The sequence below is a fragment of the Enterococcus alishanensis genome (assembly GCF_019218635.1).
Classification (GTDB): domain Bacteria; phylum Bacillota; class Bacilli; order Lactobacillales; family Enterococcaceae; genus Enterococcus_A; species Enterococcus_A alishanensis.
The window spans coordinates 379,418-404,748 of record NZ_JAHUZB010000003.1; the positions used below are offsets into that span (position 1 = coordinate 379,418).

Sequence of the window (25,331 nt, forward strand, 5' to 3'; positions counted from 1 at the left end):
AATCAAAAAAATAGACAGAGACAAAAATCAAATGATTTTCGTTTCTGTCCATTTTTTATTTCATTCCTAGCCGACGTCTAATTCCTGCCACACGGCTACCTAATAATTGATCGGCTGTCCGTGTTTTTAAAGCCAATAAGCTATAAACCAAGGCACCGACTGCTGCGGTAATCAAAATAATAATCATCGACTGAACTTTGGAATCTGAACTTAAAACCAAGCTCAAACCAAAACGGACGACAGATGCTACAACCGCCATGATTAAGGCCATTCCGAAAGTTTTTATCACACCTTTGGCGGTCGCTTTAAAATCAAATTGACTACGAACATGAATTTGGTCGATAATAAACATATTTCCCACCAATAAACCAACAAAAGTTGCAATTAAAGGACCATAGGATTTAAATAAGAAGATTAACGGTACTTGCGTGATTAGTTTAACTAAGACGGCAATCCCTAATAAACGCATGGTTACTTTGTTGCCATCCATTCCTTGAAGCATCGTTGAAGTAACGATGAAAAGCCCCATTAAAATTCCCGAGATACAAGAAGCAATTAATAAATTTGAACCTAGTTGATCCGGCCAATAAAATAGTGTATTTAGTGGATACGATAAGACAATCATCCCTAAGGTTGCCGGCGCCATAACAAAGAAAAATAACTGTAGATTATTCGAAACTAAATGAGACAGTCCCGCTTTATCTTTTTGGGTAAATTTTTCTGTAATTAAAGGTAGACCAGCTGTAGCTAATGCTGTACCCAAAGCAATTACTACCATCGATAATTTATCTGGATTGGCAGATACTAATGCAAATAAACTAGTTAGTTCTCGTGGAGAATAATTGGTAAACAGAGCCATTGTATTTTCAAAAGTGTATTGGTCAATGATTTTAAAGATACTCGTTCCACTACCGATAACAATAAAAGGAACCGCTTGTAAAACCATTTGCCAAACCAATTGACGACCGGAAAAAGAAATTTTATTGTCACTCTCTAAAATTTCTTGACGATAAGCCCGCCGATTTTTAAATAAACTATAAAGTAAAACAGCAAAAGCGCAAATAACCCCGATAAAAGCAGCGAAGGTTGATTGGACAACAGCTGAACGATAGTCACCACTACCGATTTTCATGATTAGGTATGTTGCAGCTAACAGATAGACTACCCGAGCAATTTGTTCAACAATTTGTGATAACGCATAGGGTTTCATGTTGCTATTGCCTTGGAAAAATCCTCGTAAAACACTCATTGAAGGAAAAATCAGTAAGACAACACTCAAAGAGCGCATCACTGGAATCAAATCTTGATTTCCTTCAGCTAATATCGGTGCTCCAAAATACATCAGTAAGGTACAGATAACACCCGCGACCATCATTAAGCGCAAAGTGTAAAAAAGTAAATCACGACTTAATTTATATTCATTCATGGAATTATAACGAGCGGTTTGTTTAGCTACCGCAGCAGGAATTCCGGCAGTTGATATCATTAAGAATAAAGCATAAATATTATAGCCTTTAGAAAATAGCGCGTTGGCGACATCTGCGTCAGATCCTAGCCAAATGATCCAAGGAATCATATAAACTGCACCCAGTAAGCGCGATGTAATATTTCCAAACGTCAACCAAGCAGTACTTTGGACCATTTGTCCTTGGGCTGAAGTTGGTTTTTGTGTTTTTTTTGAATTGGTTGGGGCTTTTTCCTCTTTTTGTCGACGAGCAGCACGAGAATTTGTTTTTTCACTTTGCTGAGCTTTTTCTAATTGTTCTTGAAAGGCTTGCGGATCATAAATTTTCGTCTCATCGAAATTATTTTCTTCAGTCATATAAACCAGCTTTCTAAAAAGATTCCTATCTATTTTAACTTTTTCTGACAGTACTTACAATAGAGGATCAAATGAACAAAGAAAATATTTAAGAGTTTGTTCTCTTTACAAAACGAACATATGTTTGTATTCTGTTATTGAGGTGATGAATATGAATTTTAAATATGAGCTGGAGCCTCGGGGAGATTATGCTTTTATCGATATGAAATCTTTTTATGCCAGTTGTGAAGCAGTCGCTCGTGGAAAAGATCCATTGAAGGCATTGTTAGTTGTTATGAGTCACACAGACAATACGTCCGGTTTAATTTTAGCTAGTAGTCCGATGGCGAAAAAAGAATTTGGGATTACTAATGTTACAAGAGCTTGGGAGCTGCCATCGGTTGAGGAAAATCCTAAAGTTGCTAAATTAATTAAGGCTCCGCCACGCATGCGGTATTATATTGAGCAAAATCTGATTATTCAAGACATCGTTAGAAAATATGCGGCGGAAGAAGATATTTTATGGTATTCGATTGATGAAGGCGTCGTAGATTTAACTGCTTCATTGAATTATTTTCAGCCAGATGAAAAAACTCGGGCCGAAAAACTCAATAAATTATCCAGAAAAATTCAACGTGATATTTATCATAAAACTGGAATATATTCAACTATTGGTATGTCCAATAGCAACCCACTATTAGCAAAGTTAGCCTTAGACAATGAAGCCAAAGAAGCAGAAAATATGCGTGCTTTATGGAATTATGAAGATGTCACTGAGAAAGTCTGGAATATCCCCGAAATGACTGATTTTTGGGGAATTGGTCGACGAATGAAAAAGAACTTGCATTTAATGGGGATCACTAATATTCGAGAACTAGCTAATGCGGATCCTGGTTCATTATCTAGCCGCCATGGTGTTATTGGTTTACAGCTGTATCATCATGCTAACGGAATTGACCGTACAAAATTACAAGATCGGTATATTCCTAAAGGTGAAAATATTGGTAATAGCCAAATTTTACCGAGGGATTATCAAGGATCTGAGATGCCGCTAGTCATTCGAGAAATGGCTGAACAAGTAGGGATCCGCTTAAGACGAAGAAAAGCCAAAACACAAACTGTGCATTTATTTATTGGCTATAGTCGCGATGAAGCTGCTTCTGGTTTTAGCCGGCAAACGAAAATTACTCCAACTAACAACACCAAAGAATTAGCTGATGCACTGCTATTTTTATTTAATAAGTTTTATCAAAAAGGTGTTTTCGTACGTCAAATTGGTGTCACTTTTGGTCATTTGGTTTATCAAAATGGCAGTCAGTTAAATTTATTTGAAGAGCCAGAAATTCAAATAAAGCAAGAAAAGATCGATCAAGTTACTGATCGGATTCGCGAAAAATATGGATTTGTGAGTATTGTAAGAGCCAGTAGTAAACTAGAAAATGCAAGAAGTATCAAACGGGCTGGTTTAGTTGGTGGACATAATGGAGGAGCTGGCGGACTGGATGGATTGTAAATAACAAAGCATTTCGTTTTTTGGTTGATTTTGAATAGCTAAAGTTGTGATGCTTTTTTATGACTACTATAATAATTAAATCTTTTCAAGTTAAAATTTTTAAAAAAAATGACTTGTATATGCTATTTTTAATAGGTCATTAAGGAGTGAAAAATAATCAATAAAAAAATCAAAAATTTAGCTATTATTTGCGCTGCTGCAACGATGGTCAGTTGTCTGGTTAAGTTACTGATCGCCTTGGGTTTTCCGTTGGGAGAATTTGTTTTAGGAGGAGAATATATTATCGCACCGAGTTCGAAAATAATGATTCATCTATCTTTTTCAGTTGTTTGGGGTATCATTGTCGCAAGCTATTTATCCTACGGTGGTATATTGTCACTAAAAACAAAAAAACTGATGCAGTTGATTATTTGGTTGAATACCTTATTTGTAAGTTATGCAATTATTTGGAATTTCTTTTTGACCGCAAGTATAAAGGAGACACTCCTGATGGGTCCACTAACATTAATAACTGCCGTATGCAGTTGGGCCCTGATCTTTTTAAAAAGCGAAAGATCCTTGTGTTTTAAGAAATCCTATTAGAAAGGGGAATTTTCGTGTCTGAGAGGCCACTATTAGAGCAATCATTGTCACCAGAAGAATTTCAGGATTATTATTTTTTAAAAGAAGAATTAGTTGCTTTTCTACGTAATCATCAATTACCAACTTCTGGCAGCAAAGAATTGTTAAATCAGCGAATTGTTGCTTTCTTAACTGATGGAACGATCTTGAAAATAGTATCGAAAAACAAAAATCAGCAACAAATAACCGAAATTTCACTAGAATCGTTGATTGAAGAAAACATTATTTGTTCTGAGGTCCATCGGAAATTTTTCAAAGAAACTATTGGACCGAGTTTTACCTTCAAAGTTGCTTTTCAAAATTGGTTGAAAGCAAATGCCGGTAAGACTTATACTAACGCAATTGAAGCCTATCAGGAAATAATCCATCAAAAACCAATTCGTAAAAAGATTGATGGTCAATTTGAATACAATACGTATATTCGTGATTTTTTTGAAGATCAAAAAGATAAAACACTAACTGAGGCTATAATATGTTGGAAATATAAAAAAAGTTTACCAGGACACAATCGTTATGAAACGTCAGATTTAAATAGTTTAATTTAGAGACTTTGTGGACAAACCATAAAGTCTTTTTTTATTGATTAAAATATTCTAATAATATATACTAATCGTATTAGTTTGGAGAGAAGTGATGAAATGAAGCAATCAATTTTTAAAAATCTGCGCCAAATTACTTTTATGCCGATAATTTTTCCCGTCAATTGTTATGTTTATGAAACGAAAAATTCATTAATTGTAATCGACATGGGAATGAAAGGTTTCGTGAAAGAAATTGAAGAAATCAAAAGAGCAACCAACAAACCGGTTGAAATGTTGTTACTGACTCATGCCCATGGCGACCATATCGATGGTATTCCACAGTTTAAAAAAAGTTTTCCTGAAGTTCCTATTGGAATTTCAAAAAGAGATTATCGTTTATTAAAGGGAGATTTTTCGTTAGATACTAATGAGATGCCTGGAGAAATTAAAGGCGGTTATCCTAAAGTTGAAATGCCAATCGATTTTACATTTGATGATGGAGAACAACTTGCAGATATTCTTGTGATAGCGACACCAGGACATACGCCTGGATCAGTTACTTTCTTGACACCAGAAGGATTTGCGATTGCCGGGGATGCTTTTCAATCAAGGGGACGACTCGCCGTTTCAGGGGATCGGGTGAACTCTTTTCCTTTTCCAGCTTTCGCAACTTGGAGTAAAGAAACTGCTTTAAATAGTGCTAAGAAAATTCAACATTTAGATCTACAACTTTTAGCGGTTGGTCATGGGGACATGTTAGAAAATCCTGATAAAGCTATTGAGCAGGCGGTCAAAGAATTTGAGGTGAAAATAAATGGAAAGAAAAATTGATCGAACAGATATTGTCAGAGAAGGTATGCAACTTTTAAATCAAGCAGAACTTGAAGGTGTCACGTTGAAAGCCTTGGCAGAACGGTTGGGGATTAAGTCTCCGTCACTTTATAACCATTTTAAAAATCGGGAAGAATTGTTAGGTATTCTGGCTGAAGCTAGTTTAGCAAATTTCTATCAGGCATTATTCAGTGCAAAGAATACTGAAGAACCAATAAAGAATATTCGCTTGATGGCAGACGCTTATTTAACTTTTGCGTTAGATTATCCTAGTCAATATATCTTGGTGCAAAATCCTAATTATTGGCGTAGTAAAGAAGCAGTCGAAATTTCAAATCAGATTGTTTCTTTAGTCCAAGACGAGTTACAGAATTTCTCCTTATCACCAGAAAAAGAAATTCATTTTGTCCGTTTGTTGCGGGCCTATCTAGATGGTTTTTCCAGTTTTTCCAATCGAGAAGCCTTTAAACTTCCAGTTAGTATTGAAAAAAGTTTTACTTTCGGTTTGGATTTAATTTTAACTGGCCTAATTGAGGAGCGTGAGAAATAATAAATATAATTGAAATTTTGATTGTTACTGTTCGTTTCTTATTAGAAATTTTTACTGTTGGAGGTTTAATTTTCGGAAGTTTTCGTGCGGATAAATTAAGTGGGAAAATTATCTATTTGAGTTTGGCAGTATTCATTGTAGCGGTTTGGATGCTTTTTGGTGCGCCCAAGTCAACTTACCATCTAGCGGGAATCAATAAAATTTTATTAGAGAGTGGCATTTTTTTCATTGGTGGTGTGGCTTATTCGTGGATTTTTAATAAAGAAATTGGCTATGTTTATTTTACTGTAGTTGTAATTGATACAGTATTGCTGCATTTTCTTAAGCTATAAAACAGACTTCAGAAAAAAATAGTTTGACAGACGATATTTGATTCGGTATAGTTCATTTTAGATACCAATGGTATGTAAGAGGTGATTATTTGCCAAGAGGACGAAATCCAGAAGAAACAAAACGAAAAATTTTGGCAGTTGCAGAAGGTCTTTTTTTAGAAAAAGGGTATGACAATACTTCTATTCAAGATATTGTTGATGGTTTAGGTGGCATGACAAAAGGAGTGATTTACCATCATTTCAAGTCAAAGTTTGATATTTTACAACAAATCGTCGAAGTAAATGCGCCTGATCCTGCCGAGCACATTTGGATAGGGGAAAATGGATTAGAGAAATTGCAAAATGCATTTAAAGAAGCTTTTACAAATTTCCGCAGACAAGAATTAGCCTATTCGGGGGCGATTGTTGTCAGAAGTCCAAGATTATTGGGAGAACAATATTTAGACATGTTTAAATATTCTGTACCACGTTTGCAAGAAATGGTGGACGAAGGTGTCGCCGATGGTTCTATTGTGACGGATTTTCCCAAAGAATTAGCTGAGTTAATTGTGCTAACTTTAAATGTTTGGGTTGGTTTTCAAATGTTTACCTTATCTAAAGAAGAATTAAAGCGTAAATTGGCTTTCATTAAGCTTACTTTTGATGGCTTAGGTGTACCAATTATCTCAGATGATTTGTTAACAACAACCTATGATTTATTCGATTATTTAAAAAAAGATGACTGAGGATTCAGTTATTTTTTTAACACTATACATACCGGTGGTATCTATAGTGTTTATATTTTAAAATAATACATACCAATAGTATGTAAAATGAAGGATGATAAAATGAACGGCTTGGTAGAGGTAAAAGACGTAAGAAAGAATTACAACGGAAACGAAGTACTAAAAGGAATTGATTTAGTTGCATTTCCAGGAGAAGTTCTTGTGGTTCTTGGAAAAAATGGTGCTGGAAAATCAACATTATTTAAACTAATTGGCGGTTTAGCCGAACAAACCAGTGGCGAGATTCAACTCAATCAAAATAATACTGGTTTTAGCATTAATGAACCTGTGTTTTATGAGCATTTAAGTGGCTGGGAGAATTTGGCAATTCATTGTCAATACTATAATGTTTCCGAAGAGAAAATCGGCTATTGGCTGAAAAAAGTTGGACTATCGGTAGAAAATCAGCAACCAGTCAAAAATTATTCATTAGGGATGCGACAAAGACTGGTCATTGCTCGATGTTTAATTCATAATCCAGATATTCTGTTAATTGATGAACCCCTAAATGGATTGGATCCTAAAGGAATTAAAGATTTTCGTGAACTATTGCAAGAATTAAAAGAACAAAATAAAACGATTATTATCTCTAGCCATATTTTGTCTGAAGTTCAATCCATCGCAAATCGGATTGTCGTTTTATATGAAGGGAAAATGGTTTTACAAACACTTGCAAAAGATTTTTCGACAGAAAGTCCAACAGTCTTTGAGAATAAAATGATTAATTGGATGGAGGGAATTTAAATGTTTAAATTGATGAAATTAGAAATGAAGAAGAATGATTTTAAACCATATATTTTAGCAGCTGGCATCATTTCGGTTGTCACTCTCATGTTTGCGTATTTTTTTGCAGCTATTCCACTAATTGATCCGTCAGTGAGAGAAGGCTCTCCTGAAGTTACAACCTTAAGTTTTAAGTTAATGATGGTTTTTATTTTAAATACGGCTGCGTTTACTTGTTTGAGCACCACCATGTTGGGAAAAATTGTGATGGCAGCTTATCAAGAAAAAAATGGTTATTTAATCTTGAGTTATCCAATCCAACGAAAGAAAATTTTGGTTAGTAAAATTTGGTTAGTTATATTATTAAATACCCTTTGGACAATTGTGAGTATTACAGTGGTGGATATTATCTTTTTAGGAACTCAAAGCTGGTTGCCATTTTCAAATGAGCCTGTGACTGTTGGGTTACTTGTAGATCAGATTCCACTAATTTTTACAGCTGTTTTTTTAGTTACTTCAATCAGTTTACTGGCATTAGCGATCGGCTGGTGGCGGAATTCATTACCGGCAGCATTATTTTCAGGCTTGTTATTAGTTTGTGTCCCGAGTAATTTGTCTTCCCTCCAGAATATTTTTTTAATTATAGTTGTGGCAGCGATCTACACACTTGCTGCAGTGATCGCTTATCATTTAATGGTAAACAAAGTTAAAAGGATGGAGGTCTAATAATGCGACAGAAAAATTTGATTTTTTTGGTTCTGAGCCAAGTGTTCTCGGTGTTGGGAACGATGATTGTTCAATTCACATTGTCCTTATATGTTTTAGATTTAACAAAATCAGCTTTAACTTTTAGTGTTATTACAGCTTTGTCTATGATTGGTCGATTGGTTAGCCTGCCTTTTTGTGGTATTTTGGCTGATCGCTTACCTAAAAAAAGATTGATGATTTTAATGGATAGTTGTTATTTGGTTTTAACGTTAGGTTTACTAGTAGTGATATTTTATCAGCAATCTTTGGTTTTGATCGGCGGTTTAACAGTCTTGATTGGGATTGTTTCTGCTTTTGAAACACCAGTGGTTCAATCAACTATTCCCTTAGTTGCTGACGAAGCAGCTATTCCAAAAGTTAATAGTGTGATCAGTTCAGTGGGGATGTTAGGAAATTTACTGGCGCCGGTTTTAGCAGGTATGATTTATCGTTTTGATCGTGTAAATCTGATTTATTTTTTATGTATCTTGTTATTTTGTTTAGCTCTAATTTGTGAATTCAGTTTAACCATACCTTATTTAAAAAGACCTATGACAACCTCTGTTTTTAAAATGGTAAAAGACGATTCAAAAGAAGTAATCAATTATTTGAAACAATACCGAGTGATTTGGCATATTTGCTTGATTGCTTTTGCTTTAAATTTCTTTTTGTCTTCCTTTATTCAAGTGGTAATTCCTTATTTTAGTCGAATTCATTTGCAAATTAGCAACCAAGAATACGGCATCATGAACGGCATTTTTGCCTTAGGTAGTTTGATTGGTACGATTATTTTTGGGTTATTGGCAAACAAAATAAATATCCAGTTTATATCGAATTTCTTATTTCAAGCAGGAATATTAATTTTATTGTTAATTGGTCCTTTTAAATTTATTTCAAACCCTGCAATCGCCTTTTGGACGATGGTTATCTTAATGGCTCTTATGTTGGCCTTAGTTTCTTTAATCTCCATGCAAATGCTGGTCTACGTTCAAACCCGCGTAAGACAAGAATTATTGGGAAGAATGATGTCTTTAGTTTTAATTGTAAGTACTTTAGCGATGCCTCTAGGACAGTTATTGTATGGTTGGTTGAGCCAAGTGATGGCAGTAGAGAATATGTTTTATATTGTTATAATTATTAGTCTTTTAACCTGCTTAATGGCATTTTTAGCTGGAAGAGCTTTTCGAGTTAAACAAAAAGTAATTCATGTAGAATAAGTTTTAAAATGAGGCCGGTAAATCCTGCCTTTTTTTATTCAACGCCACTATGGTAAAAAGTCGTAATAATTTTGGCCATTTCTTCTGGTGATTCAGGCTTTGCTTGTTCTAACCATTGGGATACAGCGTTTAAAAATCCACCTGCTTTAAAAGCTAATTGATAGGGCTGTTTATTTATTGGAAAGTCACTTGATTGAAAAACAGACTCAAAAAGATGGTTATAGCTACTAAAACTAGTTAGCAGGAAATCAAATAAATCATTTTTTTTAAGTATTTGTAGTAGTTGCCACTGATCTTTTAGAAAATAAAAATGTTGGCAAATGATTTTTTCTTCGTCTGTAATACCAAGGTTCTTTATCTCTTGAAAATGAACGAGCAAAAGTTGAGTAAGATGGTCATGGATGATGTCTTTTTTAGAGCGATAATGTCGATAAAAAGTGCGCTGATCTAATTGCGCTTTTTCAGCAATCTGTTTAATCGTAATTGATTCATAAGTTTGTTCTTCCATCAAATTATATAATGCTTGCCAAAGCCACATTTTTGATTGGCTAATCTGTTTATTTTTTTTCATTGGATTCCTGCCTCATATTGAATAATTTGTAGCACTTTTTAAAAAGAATTGAATTCCTTATTTTCATCAGTATATAATCATTCCATAAATGTCACAAGTGTGACAAAAGGAGACTTATATGGAATTACGAAGATTTGGTGGAACGGAATTAAAATTGTCACCATTAGGTTTAGGAACTTGGCAGTTTTCTAATAATGTAGGAATCGGTGCGCGATTTTGGAAAGATCTTTCCTACGAAAAAATGAAAGAAATTGTACAATTTAGTTTGGATCAGGGAATTAATTGGTTAGATACTGCCGAAGCTTATGGGAATGGTACATCAGAAAAAAATATTGGGAAAATATTATCAGAACTAGAGCCAAAGCCTTACTTAGCCGATAAATGGTGGCCCTTCATGCGATCAGCTAAATCAATTGGTCAAACAATTGATCAAAGATTAGAACTGCTTCAAATAAATCAGATTAGTCTTCATCAAATTCATCATCCTACTTCTTTTTCGTCAATTGAGAAACAAATGGATCAAATGTGTCAATTGATCCAAAAAAATAAGATTCAATATGTAGGCGTTAGTAATTTTTCAGCCAATCAGATGAAAAAAGCCGAAAAATATTTACGGAATGCAGGAGCACAATTAGTGTCCAACCAAGTGCGCTATAATTTAATTGATCGCAGAATTGAAGATAATGGTGTCTTGGCTTTGGCAAAAGAACTTAATGTCGCGATTATTGCCTACTCTCCATTACACCAAGGATTATTAACTGGAAAATATCATGATAATCCCCAGCAGCTAAAACAATTATTTTGGTTAAAAAAATTCCAATATGGTTTAACTGAAAAAAATCTCAAGAAAACCCAGCTATTAGTTGATCATTTAGTAGAACTAGGCCAAAAACATCAGAAAACTCCTGCTCAAATTGCATTGAATTGGCTTATTAATGTTCAGGGAGAGACAATTTTTGCGATTCCAGGAGCTAGCAGTTTAGGTCAGGTTAAACAAAACGTCGCAGCTACGAATTTCAGATTGTCTCAGTCAGAAATTTCTTCCCTCAGCGGCTTCAAATAATTCTCTATTCAATAAAAAAACTCCCTTAGATAACTAATGATCTAAGGGAGTTATGTTAATCGTTTAGTGGAACTAAAGCATCAATTTCCACTTTGAAATCTGGATGAACCAACCCTGCGACGATAACTAAAGTCATCGTGGGTTTATTTTCTCCATAAAAAGCAGTTAATTTTTCTTTAACGGCGTTTAAGTATTGACTATGGGTTAAATAGACATTCATCTTGGCGATATTTTTGCGGGATGCTTGATTTTCAGAGATAATTAGTGCAATTTTTTCTAACACAATGTCGAGCTGTTCTTCGATTGAATCAGGAATGAAATTGTCCTTTTGAGGTGTCTGGCCCGAAATTATTAATAACGGTTCCCTAATGATTTTACTATCAGTATAAATTGCCATAAAAATCCTCCTTTTTTTGAAATTATAGCACAAATGGAGCGGTTTATTTATGGTAGACTGATATCAGGACATTCCACGAGGAGGAGCTACATGAAAAGAAATTCAACAATCAAATGGAAAATCCCAGCAAATGTTGAAAGAGTTTGGGAGATTGTTACGAATAATCAAGATGTTCGTTGGCGTAGTGACGTAGAACATTTAGAAATTATTTCTGAAAATGTTTTTATTGAGCATTTTAAAGGTGGCGGTCAGACGAAGTTCACTATCGTCGCAAAAGAAGCCAATCAACTTTATGCGTTTCAAATGGGAAATAAATTTTTTCAAGGGGAATGGGTCGGTCGTTTTGAAGAAGTTTCTTCTGAAGAGACCGTTTTGAATTTTAGTGAGCAGCTTGACATAAAAAATCCAATTATCTATGTTTTATCGTTTTTCATGATGAATTTAAAGAAAATGCAGCGAACCTATATGGAGGATTTACAAAGGCGGGTTGCTGATGAAAATTGATGAGATCGTCATTCATTTACAAGAACAAGCTTCGGAAAAATATAAAAATAATGTAATTAAATTGGGTATTCCCGCTGAAAACACAATCGGTGTTGCTACGACTGATTTAAGGAAAATAGCACGTAAACTACCAAAAGAGCCTGAATTTTTATTAGAGTTATGGGATACAGGTTACCACGAGTGCAAAATATTGTCTGTCTTGGCGCTGAGACCGAAAGACGTGACTGAAGAGATGGTTGAGAAGCTTATGACAGAGATTGTCTCTTGGGACTTGTGTGATTTATTTTGTAAAAATATTTTAATTAAAAAAGATTTTGACCAATATATCCAACGCTGGGTTAGTGAGGAAAGTTTGTATTATAAAAGGGCAGCCTTTACTTTAATCGCTAGTACATCTGTTCATGCCACTATATCGGAAGAGGAAATCCAGAAATATTTACAATTGATTCAAGTGCAATCAAACGATGAGCGTATACTAGTGAAAAAATCGGTCTCTTGGGCGTTAAGAGAGTTAGGCAAAACAAACGAAACAGCAAAAGAACTAAGTATTTTGACTGCTGAAGAATTGCTTGCTTCTGAAAACAAAGCGCAAAAATGGATTGGCAAAGATGCCCTAAAAGAATTGGTAACATTGGTCAAAGTCAGTGGACGGCAGCGATTAATTTCTGACAAATCCAAGATGGGACGAGTAGCAAAATAGCTTGATTTTTAATTAAAAGTCTCAATATTGCCGTACAAAAGGTGGCGTATATGAGGCGATAAATTCTTCTATCTCAGTTAAGGAATCAGAGAAAAGAATTTTTTTACGGTCTTCAGCGAAAAGAAAATTTTTATCTACCATATTGTCGTAAGTTTTAGCAAGAAAATCATAAAACCCGTCAACATTAAATAAGATACAAGGGTGAGGATTTTGACCAATCCGACCCCATGAAATCATTTCAGTGATTTCCTCTAATGTTCCAGGACCACCAGGTAAGGCGATGAACACTTCAGCTAACTGAAACATTTGCTCTTTGCGGGCAATCATATCAGGAACTTCGTACATTTTAGTCAAATTAGGATGAGCCAGTTCTCGTTCTTTCAAAAATGTTGGAATCACGCCAATGGCTTTTCCGCCAGATTCAAGGACAGTATCAGCTACAATACCCATTAGACCGGCTTTCCCACCGCCAAAAATTAAAGTATGCCCGTTTTCAGCAATCCATTTACCTAAGCGCACTGCTGATTCTTGAAAAATTTCTTGATTTCCTTTATTTGCACCACAATAGACTGTAATATTCATTATTTAAACTCCTTTTTGATAGGTTCAAGTAAATTATACCAAAATCTAAGTCAAGAACGAAAGAATTATTCGAAAGTACTAATTATCTATTACTACTTATTTTCAAAAAAGATAAAAGTATCTCACTAAAAAGCAATTATTAATTTAAATTGAAGGAGTAGATTCAACTATGAAGATATCAGAAATGAAAAATCTAGGTCCTGTAGCTGAAGAAAAATTAATGGCTGTAGGGATTAACGATAGTCAAGCACTAAAAGAAGTAGGTACCGAAACAGCATTTTTAAAAGTGCGTCACCTCGTAGATGAAGGTGCTTGTTTACATTTTCTTTATGGTTTAGATGCAGCTATTCTAGATATTCCCAAAAAAGAATTAACCCACCAACGAAAAAAAAGTTTGAAAGAATTCTTTAATGAATTAAAGTAATGCAGATTGTTATTCAATTTTTGATCAGAATAAAATGTAAAAAAGATTTTACATTTTATTTTGATTCAGCTATACTAATTTTTGTAAAACATGTTTTACATTTGAGGTGAAATAATGCAAAATTCGATTCGTCAAAGGCGAAAACAGTTGAAGATCTCGCAAGAAGAATTAGCGAAATTGACTGAGGTAACTAGACAAACGATTTTAGCAGTCGAAAATGATAAGTATGACCCGTCATTAAGATTGGCATTCTTATTAGCAGATGAATTAAACACGACGGTGGATGATTTATTTGATTTCAATCGGGAAATGGGGAAAAAAGATGACTTCTGAAAGCTATTTAAAATTTTTAGCAGTAACAAATTGCGTAAATTATGGGATGTATTGTATCTCAGCCTTTATTCTCTTAAATTATAATGACCGTAGTTTAAGGTTGGGTACGTTGATTGCACTGGTGATTGTTTTCACGGTGACTTCTTTTATTCAAATTCGTTATCCTGCGAGTAAAGGAATATCCACTACTAGAACAGGAAATAAAGATCCTATGAAACAAAGTATTTTATATTGGGCGAAAGATGAACGTGAATTAATGAGTGCTTTGAAAACTACTGCTCATGGCTATGTCTATTCAGCCCATTTTCTGATGATTGTACCTTTTCTTATTTTATTTTTTGCTTTAACGAAATTGCCACTGGTTCAGCTGTTAAATCTTATTTTACTTATATTTTTCTTGTTTTGGGCTTTCTTAAATGTCAAATATGTTACAGATTTTAAGAATTATAGTCAAGAAGGGTAGATAGTTGTTACTTTTGTATTCCATCTGCTAAGATAAATGAAAAGGCGTACTTTAATTAAATAGTAAGAACGATTTTCATGAATACGGAGAAAATATGAAAAAAAATATATTAGTGATTGGTGCTTCCGGCAGTCTTGGTTTTGAAATTTGTCGTAGTCTTCACAAAGTCTTTGACGAAAAAGTCACAGTTTTAGTTGGCGACTATCGAAAAGAACGAGGACCCAAGACAGTTGAACGCTTAGAAAAATTAGAAATCGCAGCCAAATTTATTTATACAGATTTTTCTGAATACAAAAGTTTAGATGATGCAATTAACCAACCACTAGACTGTGTGATAGTGGCCGTAAAACAAAATAAACCAGTCTTGCAGGAATTGTGTTCCATTTACAGTATTCCTTGTATCGATTTGACAGCTTATGGAAGTTTTACTAACTTTGTTGAGAATGTCTTGCCGAATAATGGTGCGCCCTCAATCATGATGGCAGGTTTTTTTCCGGGATTATCTGGGGTGCTAGTCCATTCAGCTGTTAGCGATTTTAGTGAGATTCAACAAGTAAAAGTTAATTTGGTCCAAAATAAAAATGCCCAAGTTGGTCTGTCTGGAATTGAAGACATGTTGAAGATTATTCACCAACCTGTGGGGGATGCCGCTCATGGCTTTCGAGAAGTAGAGACGATTAATATTAAACAACGGACATTTAAAATAAGAAAAATTGCCCATGATGAAGGAGCAGTTTTGGATGAGAAATTGGGAATCGGACTACCAACTTATCAAACAGGCTGGAATCAAAATGGTTTTAATCATTTGGTTAGTTTTCTGTTGGAGTATGGCTTAGCTGAGCCTTTGTTAAAGATTGCCAAAAAATTAAAGTTAAAATTTAATGCACGACATAATGATGAGCGGGTTTATTTAGAAGTAGAGGCTTCCGGTATCAAATTTCAAGAACAGACTACAGAAAAAATTCAAATTGAAGCCACTTCAAATTATGGAATAACCGCCGATTTTTGCGCGCTGGTAACCAAAAAAATATTAAATAATCGTGCGATCAAAGGAGTAAAGTATCCTTTTCAATTTATGGGTCTTGAAGTTTTAGATCAATTAGCTCAATTAGGACAGCTGAAAAAAATTATTCCCGCTTAAATGAAAGGGGGAAATGAGCATTCGAATCATTATCGGAATTGTTATATCGTTAGCAGTGTTAATCATTTTGTACCGACAATTATTACAACAATCAAAAATGCCAACTGGTTTTTTAGGAAAGATTATGATGAAGCTCTGGAATCGTGTCTACCTACCAATGGTTTATTGGAGTACTAATGAAATAAAGGATAAAAAGGTCACGGCTATTTTGGATGTAGGTATTGGCAATGGTGCGTCGACCGAATATTTAAATCGATTATTTACTCCAACTAAAACGATTGGGATTGATATTTCTGATACTGCAATCGCCCTTGCTCAAGAAAAATATACGCATCCAACATTATCTTTTTCGGTAGATGATGTATTAGCAACCGACTTTGTAGCTGAAAGCTTTGATTTAATTTGTGCCTTTCAAAATCATTTTCACTGGAATGATCTTTTTGCAGGTTTATCAGAACTGAAACGAGTGTTAAAAAAAGACGGCTTAATTTTAATTGCTTGTGAGCAAACTAAAATTAAGTATTATTTGCCGGAATTAACCGATGATAAATTTCAAGCTGAGTTAAATCAAATCGGTTTAGTTTTAAAAAGTAGCCAATATAAAAATGGTTGGACAGCTTATCATATTTGTAATAAAACGTAGAAATTCACGACAGAAATGTTGTGTTTTTTTGTTATACTTAGAAAATGGAGGTGGATAATGTCTGAACAATTATTTATTATTCTTTTGTTGGTAGCGGTAGCAATTATTATTATAACGATGACTATTCTAAGTCGTTTACGTCTACGTAAGATGGTGAAAAATAGTTGGGGGAAAATCCCAAGAGTGACTAATTTTGATCAAGAAAATAGTCTAAAACAAGCATTTTTAGAAGCGAAAAAATATCATCAAACAGATAGTGAAGTCGATGATATTACTTGGTATGACTTAGATATGATTCGACTTTTTGAAGAATTGAACCACACCTATTCAAGTATTGGGGCAGAAGCCTTATATCAACGCTTGCGGGGATTCGATTTTAACCAAGAAGATCAGCTGGAAATGGAAGAATTAATCGCACTTTATGAAAAAAATCCCCAACTAAGAGAAGATATTGAATATGCTTTTGCCACTTTAGGGAAAAGAGACAATAATTTTGTCGTCAATTATTTGTCACAAAATTATAGCCAACGTCTAGGAAGATTGTGGCAGTTTATTGGGTTAGGGTTATTGCCGATTGTTGGTATTTTATTGGTGATAGGGGGCATGAAGTTCGGGATATTTATTACGATTGGTGTACTTTGTTTTAACTTACTTTATTATCTTGCTAAGAAACAAGAGGTGGAAACTGAATTAAACAGTATGGCATATTTGGTTCAGTCAATTGCAGTGGCTAAAAAAATTGCTAAATTAAAGACTCCGCGAAAAGAAGAGTTGACCACAGCGCTAAAGCCGTTAGCGTCGATTTTAAAATTTGGTTTTTCTTTTCGAATTAGAAGCAATACTGAAGCTGAAATGCTATTTGAATATGTGAATATCATTTTTATGTTGCCGTTTATTTCTTATCATTTTATATTTGAAAAGGTGATGAAAAATAGTGATGCCGCAATTACTTTGTGGAAAATTTTAGGGGAATTCGAGGTTGCCGCAGCTGTTTTAAATTATCGAAGCTTGCTGCCAGTTAGTTGTCAGCCGACTTTTAAAAAGGGCGGGATCAAGGGTGACACAGTGTATCATCCTTTGATTTCCGAACCGGTCGCAAACCTTGTTGACTGGGAAAAGAATACATTGGTTACTGGATCAAACGCCTCTGGTAAATCTACTTATGTCAAATCAATTGCGATCAATACTATTTTGGCCCAGACGATTTATACGTGTTGCGCCGAAGAATTTACTTTGCAAAGGGGACATGTACTAACGTCAATGGCGGTGGAAGATGATTTATTTGCTGGTGATAGTTATTTTGTGGCAGAAATTAAATCAGTTAAACGGGTGTTAGCAAAAGTACAGACAAGGGAACATTGCTATTGCTTTATTGATGAAATTTTAAAAGGAACTAATACGATCGAACGAATTTCTGCTTCTTCTAGTATTGTTAAATGGCTAAGCCAATATTCTTCACTAGTTTACGTGGCTACCCACGATATTGAGTTGACGGAAATTTTGCGAAATTATTGTCAAAATGTTCATTTTGAGGAACAAGTGACTGAGGAAGATGGTGTGACTTTTGATTACACTTTAAGAGCTGGACCGGCAAAAACAAGAAATGCGATTCGGCTATTGAAAGTCTTAAACTATCCTACTGAAATAGTCGAGAAAGCGCAAAAAGAAGCCGTCGAATTTGATCTGAATCGTCAGTGGACAATCTTTGAATGAAACGTTTTTTAATGAAATTATTTAACTTAAATTAATAATAAACAGTAAGATTGTTTTTTCATAAATAGTATGGTAAAGTCTTTCAGGTAAGGTATTTTGATATGTGATTAACAGGTTATATATTTGGCTTCTTGTTACACGTCATTTTTCATTACAAATAAATGCACTTGATGTGTAATTTGGAGGTATTCGTTATGAACAACGGTACAGTAAAATGGTTTAACTCAGAAAAAGGCTATGGTTTCGTGACTGATGAAAATGGACAAGATTATTTCGCACATTTCTCAGCTATCCAAGGCGACGGTTTCAAAACTTTGGAAGAAGGCCAAGCAGTAACTTTTGATGTTGAAGAAGGTCAACGTGGCCCTCAAGCAACTAACATTGTTAAAGCTTAAATAAAAAATATAACTAGGGGATTGAGTAATCAATCTCCTAGTTTTTTTATGCCATACTTTTCTCTTTTAAAATAGCTGCTTCTTTAATAAAATATCCTTCATCTTTTTTTTCTAATAAGCCTTCATCAATAAAATGATTAAGTATTCGAAATAAATGTCGATAACTTAATCCAACCGATCCTGCCACATCTCTTAAATTATCCTGGAAATAATTTTTATAGGCATTTTCTAAAATATAATAAGCCAAACGTGCTTCTCCTGAGTAGACTGCTGACGCAAAATAATTATGGGAATTTTCATTTAATTTTTTTGCCAATTCTTCTGCCAGCGCATTAATAAACTGCAAATTGTTCCTAAGAATCTGATAATTCTGTTTGATCGGAATGGCGATACAGATGCACTCGGAAATGGAAACAATTGTAGAGGTCGCTGTTTTTTGGTGAGTCATTAGTTCTACGTCACCTATTAATCCAGCTGAAATATAATAGCCTAAGATGAGATTTTTTCCATTGCTGGCAAAATTACAAACTTTTGCCCGACCAGAAACCATCAAGAGAAAGTGGTTTATTTCTTCATCTTCAGTTACAATCCGTTCCCTCGGATTAAAGATAAAAATCTGACAATCTTTCAGCTCTTGAGACTTTAGTTGCCATTTTTGTAAGATTGGTAAGTATTCTTCAGTTAATTCATTTCGATTCATCCAATCACCTCATAAAAAGTATGACATATGTCCTACCTCAAGTAAAACATTTTCTCGTATATTATTTGTAGGGAAGGTGATAAAAATGAATCAAATAATCATACTAATAATTATTTTAGCTGCCTTAATGATGATCGAAAAAGGCTTAAATGAAAGAAAAATCCGTCAGATTCAAAAACAAGTACAAGCAAATCAACTAAATGAATCCAAAAGACAAAAATATTTGGCTCGAAAATATTTTACTAGTAAAGCTTAAAATTTCTACAGTTATAATTTTTCGAAAAAAAGTTTGTGTAAAGCCTGGAATCACTTGCCAGTAGAGCAAGTCATCCACTGTCATTTTTTCTTCTTTTTGTGTTATATTTATTATGTAGAGGACAAAGAGGAGGTAAGCGTATGGCTAATTTACGACTATTTGAAACACCGATCCAAGCGACTGCAAAGCTAAATCGTGTTTTTCCAGTTTTGGATCAAATTTTAAAAGAGTATTGCAAGTCAGTCTCTTTTTGGAAAGTTTATACTGTGAACCACACCACCGTTATTTTGGTGGAAAACAATGTAGAGCGGGTCGTTGTTTTAGCAAATCAAAAGACCCCAATTTCAAAGGAAGAAATTGCTTTTATTCAAGGCAAATTAATGGATGAAACAAAAGACACTTCAATCATCTATATTCCTGAAGATATAAAAGCTCAGTATGAAGAGGCTTATAAAACCAATTACAAGTCGATTATTATTTTGAAACAGTATATTATATAAGTTGCGGTGTCTTGCAATACTTATTAGATAAAAAAATTGATGAACTCATATTTTTTGAGTCCATCAATTTTTTTATTTTGCAATAATACGACGCATTTGAGGCAGTTTAATCATCCAAGCAATTAGTAGACAAGAAAGAATTTTATCAATAAAGTTCCCGGCGACAGCTCCCCAGTAAACAGAAGAAATCATTTCTTTTCCTGAAGCACGTAAAGCCATAATTACCACATCCGTACCTGAGCCGGTGAATCCGCCAAACAAAGCTAAACGGATCGGTGCGCCAATCATTGGGGCAATAAAGGACAAAAGAATTCCAGCTAACAAAGCCTTTTTATAAGTAAAACCATTTTTTGCACATAAGGCAACAACAATTGCTACAGCAATGTTTACTAATGCAAAAGGAATCGACAAGGGACCGCTAATTAAACCCATTAATAAATTAGTTGTAACACCGGTGATTATTCCATAACTCATTCCATAAGTGGCAGCAATAAAAATTGTACCAACTGTATCTAAAAAAAGTAGAGGAATACTCATCATTGAGACGGCCTCACCTAAAACAACATTGATAGTGACTGCTAATGCACAAAAAATTATAATTTTCGTTTTGTTCATAATTTAATCCTCCAAAAATTTTGCTAGATTTTCATGAAAATCTTCTTGATGATTTTCTTCATACCATGTAGGAACTTCAAAATTTTTTAGGGAGATATTTTCCTGCTGACAAAGCGAGAAAAATTCTTCCATCAAGACGCCTCTTTGTCCGCTAATTGAGCAATTTGGACTTTCATGAATTCCGATTACACCAAGACATTGATAATCTTCAGCTAAATATAGCTTAACTTGTTCGATAATGGGTAAAAGTAATTCACGGCATTTTTCACGAAATCCCAATAATTTTGCATATTCTTCATAAGTCATAGGAGGTCTATTTCCACCTAGAAAAATAAATTCAGGGCAAGGAAGTTGAATAACTGCAATTCCTTGATCTAAAATTTCTAAAATAAACGGAAAGGCTCCCCGAGCGCGTTCCCAGCCATGAATCACGGCATTTTGATTTAAAATACAGTGGGAAGCAATAACAAATTGTTTTTGTGGTTTAATAAATAACTCCCCCAATCTAAAATATTCTTTATTCAGTTAAAAATTTAATTTAACCTGGAGTAAGAGGTTCTTTTCTTAGAAAACTCTAAGCATACGAAAGGATTTCAACTTGTATTTAAGAATTTCATCTAAAAACCTCCTAAAAAATAGAATAAACTGACACATCAAGTATATCCTGTTTTATTTTTTGACAATAAGAAAAAAATAATTTGCTCATTTTTTCACTAATTGTGAGGAAAGCCAGTATTAAAAGCATAAAAATAGGAATAAAGGCTATTAAAAAAACACTGAAAGTATAACATTTCAGTGTTTTTCTTTAGAAATATTGTCTGGAATTAACTTGGAAAATAATCATGTTTATTGGAGACTTTGGGGAATTGATGGCGCTGTTCTTTTTGCACCATTAAGAAATAGAGCAAAGAAGCAATAATTGTGGAACTAAGAATAATTTTTTTCATAAAAAAGCCTCCTTCATAACGTGGAAGGTAGGAATTGAACCTACATCTGTTAGATCTGAGACCTGCAGTGCTACCAAGTCATCCACTCATTTATCTTAGCTGAAATACTTTAAAGAAATCAAAAGGAAACAAGTAAAATTTGTGAAGAGTGGTAAAGATTTACTTAAACTAAGGACGAAAATTTTCTTTAAAATCATCCGTTGTCATCAGTGATGAAATTTCTATTGGCTTTTATTGGTAAAAAAGTTATCATAGCAAAAGGAAGGAAAGAAACCGATGTATTTGATGATTTTATCTGTATTGATACTAGTGAGTATTGGTGCACTTATTTATTATTTTAAAACTAAAAATAAACCGGAAAAGATTATTCCAGTAAGAAGGCCTAGTTTTGTAGTAACTCTTCCTAAAGATAATCCTACTAAAAATTTTTATGTGAGTTTTGAATTATCTCGTAACATGTTAAAAACTTATCGAAAGCATCTTCAACAAAGAGATTTCAATTATTTTCAAGAGCAGACACCACAAATGCTTCATGCTTTGAGGCGAGTAAAAAAATACTTAAAGGCCCCTGAAAATCTTAAAACAACGCCAGAAGAAGAGCAATTGTATGAGCTAGGCGACTATCTTTTCGAAAATAAAGTGCAATTATTAGAGGAATTATATCACCAATTATCAAAAGCCTATCAAACTGGGGAAATTAGTCACCAGCAAGCGGTCATTACGATGCTAAACTTGGTTAATAAGATTGTGATGCAGTGGAATAAAGTTTTAGTAGAGCCAGTTGAATTTTTTCAAAAAAAGCCTTGACCTTCTCGTTGCGTCAAGGCTTATTCTTTATTTATCAGGAGGAATGAGTCATGTATACAATTAAAGAAATTGCTGATTTAAGCGGTGTTAGTCCACGAACGTTACGCTTTTATCAAGAGCAAGAAATACTAATGCCAGCAGCTTTTTCCGAAAGTGGCTATCGTTTATATGGTGAAGAAGAAGTTGATCGTCTAGCTTTGATTTTATTGTATCGCTCCTTTGACTTATCCATAAAAACAATTCGGCAAATGCTCAATCAACCTGACGATAAAAACAAAAGAGTGCTGATGGATCAAAAAGAACAGTTGTTGGCAAAACGGGCCCAGTTGGATCAACTTGTTGCTTTAATTGATGCCAATCTCAATCAGCCAAAAGGAGGAAATAAAGTGGCTAATAAAAATGATTTTGAAATGCTAAGAGAACAAGCGATTAAAGAAAATGAAGCGCAATACGGTAATGAAATTCGTGAAAAATATGGTGAAACAATCATCAACGAAACCAATCAAAAATTTAGAAAAATGTCACAAGAGGAAGTTGACAATATCCAAGAAACTGAAGGAAGATTGTTAAAGAATCTTAGTGAATACTTAACAAAGCCAACAAAAGAACTAGCGGAGCTAATCTTTGCTGATCATAAAAAATGGCTAGGTAGTTATTTACCTCATTATGAGTTGAAAATTCATCAAGGAATTGCTGCTATGTATTTAATCGATGAACGATTCACCGCATATTACGATCAAAAAAGCGGTACTGGTGCAACAGAGGCTTTAGTAAAAATTATTGAAGCACAGTAAATAAAGATAACACTTTCTAAGAAATTAGAAGGTGTTTTTCTCCTTTAAAGGAAGATTAAAATAAATTTAAAATATTTGTGTTTTTTTTCACAAAATCTATTGAAATCAGAAAATAGGTATGCTATTCTTTGTTCAAGGAGATGATGACAAATGAGAACAGTTACAAATGCAGTCGAATTAAGAGATGCACTAAGATGCGAACGTGGGAGCATTGCTGTTAATAACAGTTTTGCAAAAGTATTGCGTCCGTTTGCAGAATTTCAAAAAAACAATGTAAGTAACAAGGTTTCTGGCGATGAAATCTCTGAAAAATTAGATTTACCAGTCTTTATGAAATTAACTTTAGACCCAGAATTATTGGAAACACTTTTTAATCGTTACGCTTTTATTTTAAACGAAGACGATACGGTGGAAATTTTATCAGAAAGTGCAGCAGTTTAATTTTTTTAAATTTATTTGTGAAAAAAGTATCAAAGAATTAGTTATCAAGTTTAACTGCTATAATAAATTAAAATATCATATCATATAAGATTGTTGATCTTTTTCTTTCTTTTTACTATACAAAACGCCTATGTTTTGTATAAAATAAAGGAAAGAATAGGAGGGATCAACATGAGAGAAGTTTATCAAAAGATTTTGGTAGCCGTTGATGGATCCGAGCAGGCCCATAATGCTTTTTTGGAAGCGTTATCAGTAACCCGTAGAAATAGTGGAAAATTATTTCTTTTATCTGTAGCAGATACAAGTCATTTAGCTGGCGAGCCGTATGCTGTGAATTATGCGATGGATGCTGCAAAAAAAGCAGCTGATGGAGTAGTGGAAAATCTAAAAGAAAAAATTCCTGAGGATGTTGATTACACGATAATAGAAGCAGAAGGTAATCCGAAATTGAAGATCATTGAAGCTGCTGAAGAATTGAAAATTGATTTAATTATGATGGGAACCACAGGAACCGGTACTTTTTCAAGGTTGTTAGTTGGGTCTACAACTTCCTATGTTGTCAACAATGCACCATGTAATGTGATGGTGGTGCGATAAAAAAAGTAAGCCAATTGACTTACTTTATACACCAGAATAACTTAAATTTTTAAAATCTTGCATCAACTGAGTCTGTCCGATGACACCATATTTTCGGACGATTCGTTGATGCTTTTTATTAGTGGTAAAGGCAACGGCAATGTGACTATCGATACTAACATCTGCTAGAAAGTTTAAAGAATGATGAGCAATCAAAAAGTCTTGTTGGTCGATTCGGAAATAAACCAAAGGTTGGCTATCGAAACGGATAATTTTTATTTTGGTAACAATTCCTTGATAAGTTTTCATTCTTAAACCTCCTAACCATGAGTGCCTGTAAAAATCAATTCGCCATCTCTTCTTTCAAACTGAAAATAAATGATCTGTTGATCTACATGAACTGTGAAATAATCGCGCTTTTCTTGATCCATTTTGGCAGTAATATCACTTAAAATTAGGGGAAGCGCCGCATTTGTACCAACTAGAGAGTCATAGGTTTGATAAAATTTGTTAACTGAATCATTACTAAGCATAGACATTTTTCTCACCTCATAAATATTATACGAACATTTGTTCTCTTTGTAAAGTGAAATCATTCAAAAAAAATGGTAGAATAAAATAAAAAAAAGGAGGACTCGCGATGACTGATGAATATCGTAATATTTTAGTAGCAGTTGATGCTTCACCTCAGGCTAAACAGGCTTTTGCTGAAGCCATTAATATCGCCAAACGTAATCATGGACGAATGACACTAATGACAGTGATAGATACAAGTAGTTTTCGAGGGACAACCGGAGCAAATTCAGTTGCATTACTTGATGAAGTGAGGCAACAAGCTCAAGAATTGATTCGTCAATTAGAAGCTGAGGTCAGTATAAAAGAAAGCCAAGTACCAATTTCTTCAAAAGTAATTGCTGGATCTCCCAAAAGAGAAATTGTTAGTTTGGCAAGTCAGATTAATGCAGATTTAATCGTGATGGGAGCGACTGGATTAGGAGCTATCTCACAAGTATTAGTAGGGTCAACGACAGCCTATGTGGTTAATCAAGCAAGTTGTAATGTCATGGTTATAAAATAAAATTTCAACGCTTTTCATAGTGAAAAGCGTTTTTTATATGTTAAAAATTGCTATAATAGTAAAAAATT

Annotated in this window: 36 protein-coding genes; 26 read left to right on the forward strand and 10 right to left on the reverse strand. The window is 34.1% G+C overall.

The features are described 5' to 3' along the window. Window positions 1–55 precede the first annotated feature (55 nt). Entirely contained in the window at window positions 56–1,822 is a 1,767-nt protein-coding gene (locus tag KUA55_RS08830; RefSeq protein WP_218325835.1) for a putative polysaccharide biosynthesis protein, read from the reverse strand. A gap of 151 nt (window positions 1,823–1,973) precedes the next feature. On the opposite strand from KUA55_RS08830, the gene KUA55_RS08835 reads away from it, so the two are divergent. The 9 genes from KUA55_RS08835 (at window position 1,974) to KUA55_RS08875 (ending at window position 9,620) form a co-directional block, all read left to right on the forward strand. Further along, window positions 1,974–3,314: a Y-family DNA polymerase gene (locus KUA55_RS08835; RefSeq protein ID WP_218325836.1), complete on the forward strand. Its 1,341-nt coding sequence runs from the start codon at window positions 1,974–1,976 to the stop codon at window positions 3,312–3,314. Between the two features lie 596 nt (window positions 3,315–3,910). Next, window positions 3,911–4,480, forward strand: a complete 570-nt coding sequence (locus tag KUA55_RS08840) for a DUF6434 domain-containing protein (RefSeq protein ID WP_218325837.1) — start codon at window positions 3,911–3,913, stop codon at window positions 4,478–4,480. Between the two features lie 93 nt (window positions 4,481–4,573). Further along, on the forward strand, window positions 4,574–5,287 hold the full coding sequence (locus KUA55_RS08845; RefSeq protein WP_218325838.1) for an MBL fold metallo-hydrolase: 714 nt from the start codon (window positions 4,574–4,576) through the stop codon (window positions 5,285–5,287). After that, complete coding sequence (locus KUA55_RS08850) at window positions 5,271–5,837, forward strand: TetR/AcrR family transcriptional regulator (RefSeq protein ID WP_218325839.1); 567 nt, start codon at window positions 5,271–5,273, stop codon at window positions 5,835–5,837. Before KUA55_RS08845 ends, KUA55_RS08850 begins: the two co-directional genes overlap by 17 nt. 17 nt (window positions 5,838–5,854) lie before the next feature. After that, on the forward strand, window positions 5,855–6,169 hold the full coding sequence (locus tag KUA55_RS08855) for a DUF2568 domain-containing protein (RefSeq protein WP_218325840.1): 315 nt from the start codon (window positions 5,855–5,857) through the stop codon (window positions 6,167–6,169). An 89-nt stretch (window positions 6,170–6,258) separates the two neighbouring features. Further along, on the forward strand, window positions 6,259–6,894 hold the full coding sequence (locus KUA55_RS08860; RefSeq protein WP_218325841.1) for a TetR/AcrR family transcriptional regulator: 636 nt from the start codon (window positions 6,259–6,261) through the stop codon (window positions 6,892–6,894). A 102-nt stretch (window positions 6,895–6,996) separates the two neighbouring features. Beyond that, complete coding sequence (locus KUA55_RS08865; RefSeq protein WP_218325842.1) at window positions 6,997–7,677, forward strand: ABC transporter ATP-binding protein; 681 nt, start codon at window positions 6,997–6,999, stop codon at window positions 7,675–7,677. Continuing rightward, window positions 7,678–8,382: a hypothetical protein gene (locus tag KUA55_RS08870; protein ID WP_218325843.1), complete on the forward strand. Its 705-nt coding sequence runs from the start codon at window positions 7,678–7,680 to the stop codon at window positions 8,380–8,382. It abuts the gene before it with no gap. A 2-nt stretch (window positions 8,383–8,384) separates the two neighbouring features. Continuing rightward, window positions 8,385–9,620 carry an MFS transporter gene (locus tag KUA55_RS08875; protein WP_218325844.1) on the forward strand — a complete coding sequence of 412 codons (1,236 nt, stop codon included), beginning with the start codon at window positions 8,385–8,387 and terminating at the stop codon, window positions 9,618–9,620. A 34-nt stretch (window positions 9,621–9,654) separates the two neighbouring features. Here the strand turns inward: KUA55_RS08875 and KUA55_RS08880 are convergent, their stop codons facing one another. Continuing rightward, window positions 9,655–10,191, reverse strand: coding sequence for a TetR/AcrR family transcriptional regulator (locus tag KUA55_RS08880; RefSeq protein WP_218325845.1), 537 nt, complete (start codon window positions 10,189–10,191; stop codon window positions 9,655–9,657). Between the two features lie 118 nt (window positions 10,192–10,309). Here KUA55_RS08880 and KUA55_RS08885 point away from each other — a divergent pair, with 118 nt between their 5' ends. Further along, complete coding sequence (locus KUA55_RS08885; protein ID WP_218325846.1) at window positions 10,310–11,254, forward strand: aldo/keto reductase; 945 nt, start codon at window positions 10,310–10,312, stop codon at window positions 11,252–11,254. A 55-nt stretch (window positions 11,255–11,309) separates the two neighbouring features. On the opposite strand, the gene KUA55_RS08890 is transcribed toward KUA55_RS08885, so the two are convergent. After that, a complete protein-coding gene (locus KUA55_RS08890) occupies window positions 11,310–11,651 on the reverse strand; it encodes a RidA family protein (protein ID WP_218325847.1) in 342 nt (113 codons plus the stop codon). Between the two features lie 90 nt (window positions 11,652–11,741). Here KUA55_RS08890 and KUA55_RS08895 point away from each other — a divergent pair, with 90 nt between their 5' ends. Together KUA55_RS08895 and KUA55_RS08900 are read left to right on the forward strand one after the other, a co-directional pair. After that, window positions 11,742–12,155, forward strand: a complete 414-nt coding sequence (locus tag KUA55_RS08895) for an SRPBCC family protein (protein WP_218325848.1) — start codon at window positions 11,742–11,744, stop codon at window positions 12,153–12,155. Then, window positions 12,145–12,855 carry a DNA alkylation repair protein gene (locus KUA55_RS08900; protein ID WP_218325849.1) on the forward strand — a complete coding sequence of 237 codons (711 nt, stop codon included), beginning with the start codon at window positions 12,145–12,147 and terminating at the stop codon, window positions 12,853–12,855. The genes KUA55_RS08895 and KUA55_RS08900 overlap by 11 nt, the downstream gene beginning before the upstream one ends. Window positions 12,856–12,876: 21 nt before the next feature. On the opposite strand, the gene KUA55_RS08905 is transcribed toward KUA55_RS08900, so the two are convergent. After that, window positions 12,877–13,437, reverse strand: coding sequence for an LOG family protein (locus KUA55_RS08905; RefSeq protein ID WP_218325850.1), 561 nt, complete (start codon window positions 13,435–13,437; stop codon window positions 12,877–12,879). A gap of 169 nt (window positions 13,438–13,606) precedes the next feature. On the opposite strand from KUA55_RS08905, the gene KUA55_RS08910 reads away from it, so the two are divergent. The 7 genes from KUA55_RS08910 (at window position 13,607) to KUA55_RS08940 (ending at window position 18,549) form a co-directional block, all read left to right on the forward strand. Continuing rightward, window positions 13,607–13,861 carry a TfoX/Sxy family DNA transformation protein gene (locus KUA55_RS08910; protein WP_218325851.1) on the forward strand — a complete coding sequence of 85 codons (255 nt, stop codon included), beginning with the start codon at window positions 13,607–13,609 and terminating at the stop codon, window positions 13,859–13,861. A 114-nt stretch (window positions 13,862–13,975) separates the two neighbouring features. Beyond that, complete coding sequence (locus KUA55_RS08915; protein WP_218325852.1) at window positions 13,976–14,194, forward strand: helix-turn-helix transcriptional regulator; 219 nt, start codon at window positions 13,976–13,978, stop codon at window positions 14,192–14,194. Further along, window positions 14,184–14,657 (forward strand): hypothetical protein, encoded by a 474-nt coding sequence (locus KUA55_RS08920; protein WP_218325853.1) that lies wholly within the window; start codon window positions 14,184–14,186, stop codon window positions 14,655–14,657. The genes KUA55_RS08915 and KUA55_RS08920 overlap by 11 nt, the downstream gene beginning before the upstream one ends. A 94-nt stretch (window positions 14,658–14,751) precedes the next feature. Then, window positions 14,752–15,798: a saccharopine dehydrogenase family protein gene (locus tag KUA55_RS08925; RefSeq protein WP_218325854.1), complete on the forward strand. Its 1,047-nt coding sequence runs from the start codon at window positions 14,752–14,754 to the stop codon at window positions 15,796–15,798. A gap of 13 nt (window positions 15,799–15,811) precedes the next feature. Beyond that, on the forward strand, window positions 15,812–16,441 hold the full coding sequence (locus KUA55_RS08930; protein ID WP_246601445.1) for a class I SAM-dependent methyltransferase: 630 nt from the start codon (window positions 15,812–15,814) through the stop codon (window positions 16,439–16,441). Between the two features lie 57 nt (window positions 16,442–16,498). Beyond that, window positions 16,499–18,154, forward strand: coding sequence for a MutS-related protein (locus KUA55_RS08935; RefSeq protein ID WP_218325855.1), 1,656 nt, complete (start codon window positions 16,499–16,501; stop codon window positions 18,152–18,154). 194 nt (window positions 18,155–18,348) lie between these two features. Continuing rightward, window positions 18,349–18,549 carry a cold-shock protein gene (locus KUA55_RS08940; protein ID WP_218325856.1) on the forward strand — a complete coding sequence of 67 codons (201 nt, stop codon included), beginning with the start codon at window positions 18,349–18,351 and terminating at the stop codon, window positions 18,547–18,549. A 46-nt stretch (window positions 18,550–18,595) separates the two neighbouring features. On the opposite strand, the gene KUA55_RS08945 is transcribed toward KUA55_RS08940, so the two are convergent. Continuing rightward, the gene (locus KUA55_RS08945) at window positions 18,596–19,249 is read right to left on the reverse strand and encodes a cyclic nucleotide-binding domain-containing protein (protein ID WP_218325857.1); all 654 of its coding nucleotides are present in this window, start codon (window positions 19,247–19,249) and stop codon (window positions 18,596–18,598) included. 85 nt (window positions 19,250–19,334) lie between these two features. Between KUA55_RS08945 and KUA55_RS08950 the strand changes: the two genes are divergently transcribed. Together KUA55_RS08950 and KUA55_RS08955 are read left to right on the forward strand one after the other, a co-directional pair. Next, a complete protein-coding gene (locus KUA55_RS08950; protein ID WP_218325858.1) occupies window positions 19,335–19,505 on the forward strand; it encodes a hypothetical protein in 171 nt (56 codons plus the stop codon). Between the two features lie 140 nt (window positions 19,506–19,645). Further along, window positions 19,646–20,005 (forward strand): DUF1827 family protein, encoded by a 360-nt coding sequence (locus KUA55_RS08955; RefSeq protein ID WP_218325859.1) that lies wholly within the window; start codon window positions 19,646–19,648, stop codon window positions 20,003–20,005. A 72-nt stretch (window positions 20,006–20,077) separates the two neighbouring features. On the opposite strand, the gene KUA55_RS08960 is transcribed toward KUA55_RS08955, so the two are convergent. From KUA55_RS08960 to KUA55_RS18520, 3 genes are all read right to left on the reverse strand, one after another. Beyond that, entirely contained in the window at window positions 20,078–20,620 is a 543-nt protein-coding gene (locus KUA55_RS08960; RefSeq protein WP_246601446.1) for a CD3073 family putative ECF transporter S component, read from the reverse strand. Window positions 20,621–20,623: 3 nt separating this feature from the next. After that, complete coding sequence (locus tag KUA55_RS08965; RefSeq protein WP_246601447.1) at window positions 20,624–21,124, reverse strand: CD3072 family TudS-related putative desulfidase; 501 nt, start codon at window positions 21,122–21,124, stop codon at window positions 20,624–20,626. A gap of 320 nt (window positions 21,125–21,444) precedes the next feature. Next, complete coding sequence (locus KUA55_RS18520; RefSeq protein ID WP_281419020.1) at window positions 21,445–21,567, reverse strand: hypothetical protein; 123 nt, start codon at window positions 21,565–21,567, stop codon at window positions 21,445–21,447. Window positions 21,568–21,843: 276 nt separating this feature from the next. Between KUA55_RS18520 and KUA55_RS08970 the strand changes: the two genes are divergently transcribed. The 4 genes from KUA55_RS08970 to KUA55_RS08985 all read left to right on the forward strand — a co-directional run bounded on the left by KUA55_RS08970 (window position 21,844) and on the right by KUA55_RS08985 (window position 24,206). After that, on the forward strand, window positions 21,844–22,374 hold the full coding sequence (locus KUA55_RS08970; protein WP_218325860.1) for a hypothetical protein: 531 nt from the start codon (window positions 21,844–21,846) through the stop codon (window positions 22,372–22,374). 50 nt (window positions 22,375–22,424) lie between these two features. Beyond that, window positions 22,425–23,168, forward strand: coding sequence for a MerR family transcriptional regulator (locus KUA55_RS08975; RefSeq protein ID WP_218325861.1), 744 nt, complete (start codon window positions 22,425–22,427; stop codon window positions 23,166–23,168). A gap of 150 nt (window positions 23,169–23,318) precedes the next feature. Further along, window positions 23,319–23,609, forward strand: a complete 291-nt coding sequence (locus KUA55_RS08980; RefSeq protein ID WP_218325862.1) for a hypothetical protein — start codon at window positions 23,319–23,321, stop codon at window positions 23,607–23,609. Between the two features lie 171 nt (window positions 23,610–23,780). Continuing rightward, complete coding sequence (locus KUA55_RS08985) at window positions 23,781–24,206, forward strand: universal stress protein (protein WP_218325863.1); 426 nt, start codon at window positions 23,781–23,783, stop codon at window positions 24,204–24,206. Between the two features lie 24 nt (window positions 24,207–24,230). Here KUA55_RS08985 and KUA55_RS08990 read toward each other — a convergent pair whose 3' ends face one another. Next, window positions 24,231–24,494 (reverse strand): hypothetical protein, encoded by a 264-nt coding sequence (locus tag KUA55_RS08990; RefSeq protein WP_218325864.1) that lies wholly within the window; start codon window positions 24,492–24,494, stop codon window positions 24,231–24,233. Window positions 24,495–24,505: 11 nt separating this feature from the next. Beyond that, window positions 24,506–24,724, reverse strand: coding sequence for a DUF5960 family protein (locus KUA55_RS08995; protein WP_218325865.1), 219 nt, complete (start codon window positions 24,722–24,724; stop codon window positions 24,506–24,508). A gap of 101 nt (window positions 24,725–24,825) precedes the next feature. Here KUA55_RS08995 and KUA55_RS09000 point away from each other — a divergent pair, with 101 nt between their 5' ends. Beyond that, the gene (locus tag KUA55_RS09000; protein ID WP_218325866.1) at window positions 24,826–25,263 is read left to right on the forward strand and encodes a universal stress protein; all 438 of its coding nucleotides are present in this window, start codon (window positions 24,826–24,828) and stop codon (window positions 25,261–25,263) included. The last annotated feature ends 68 nt before the right edge of the window (window positions 25,264–25,331 follow it).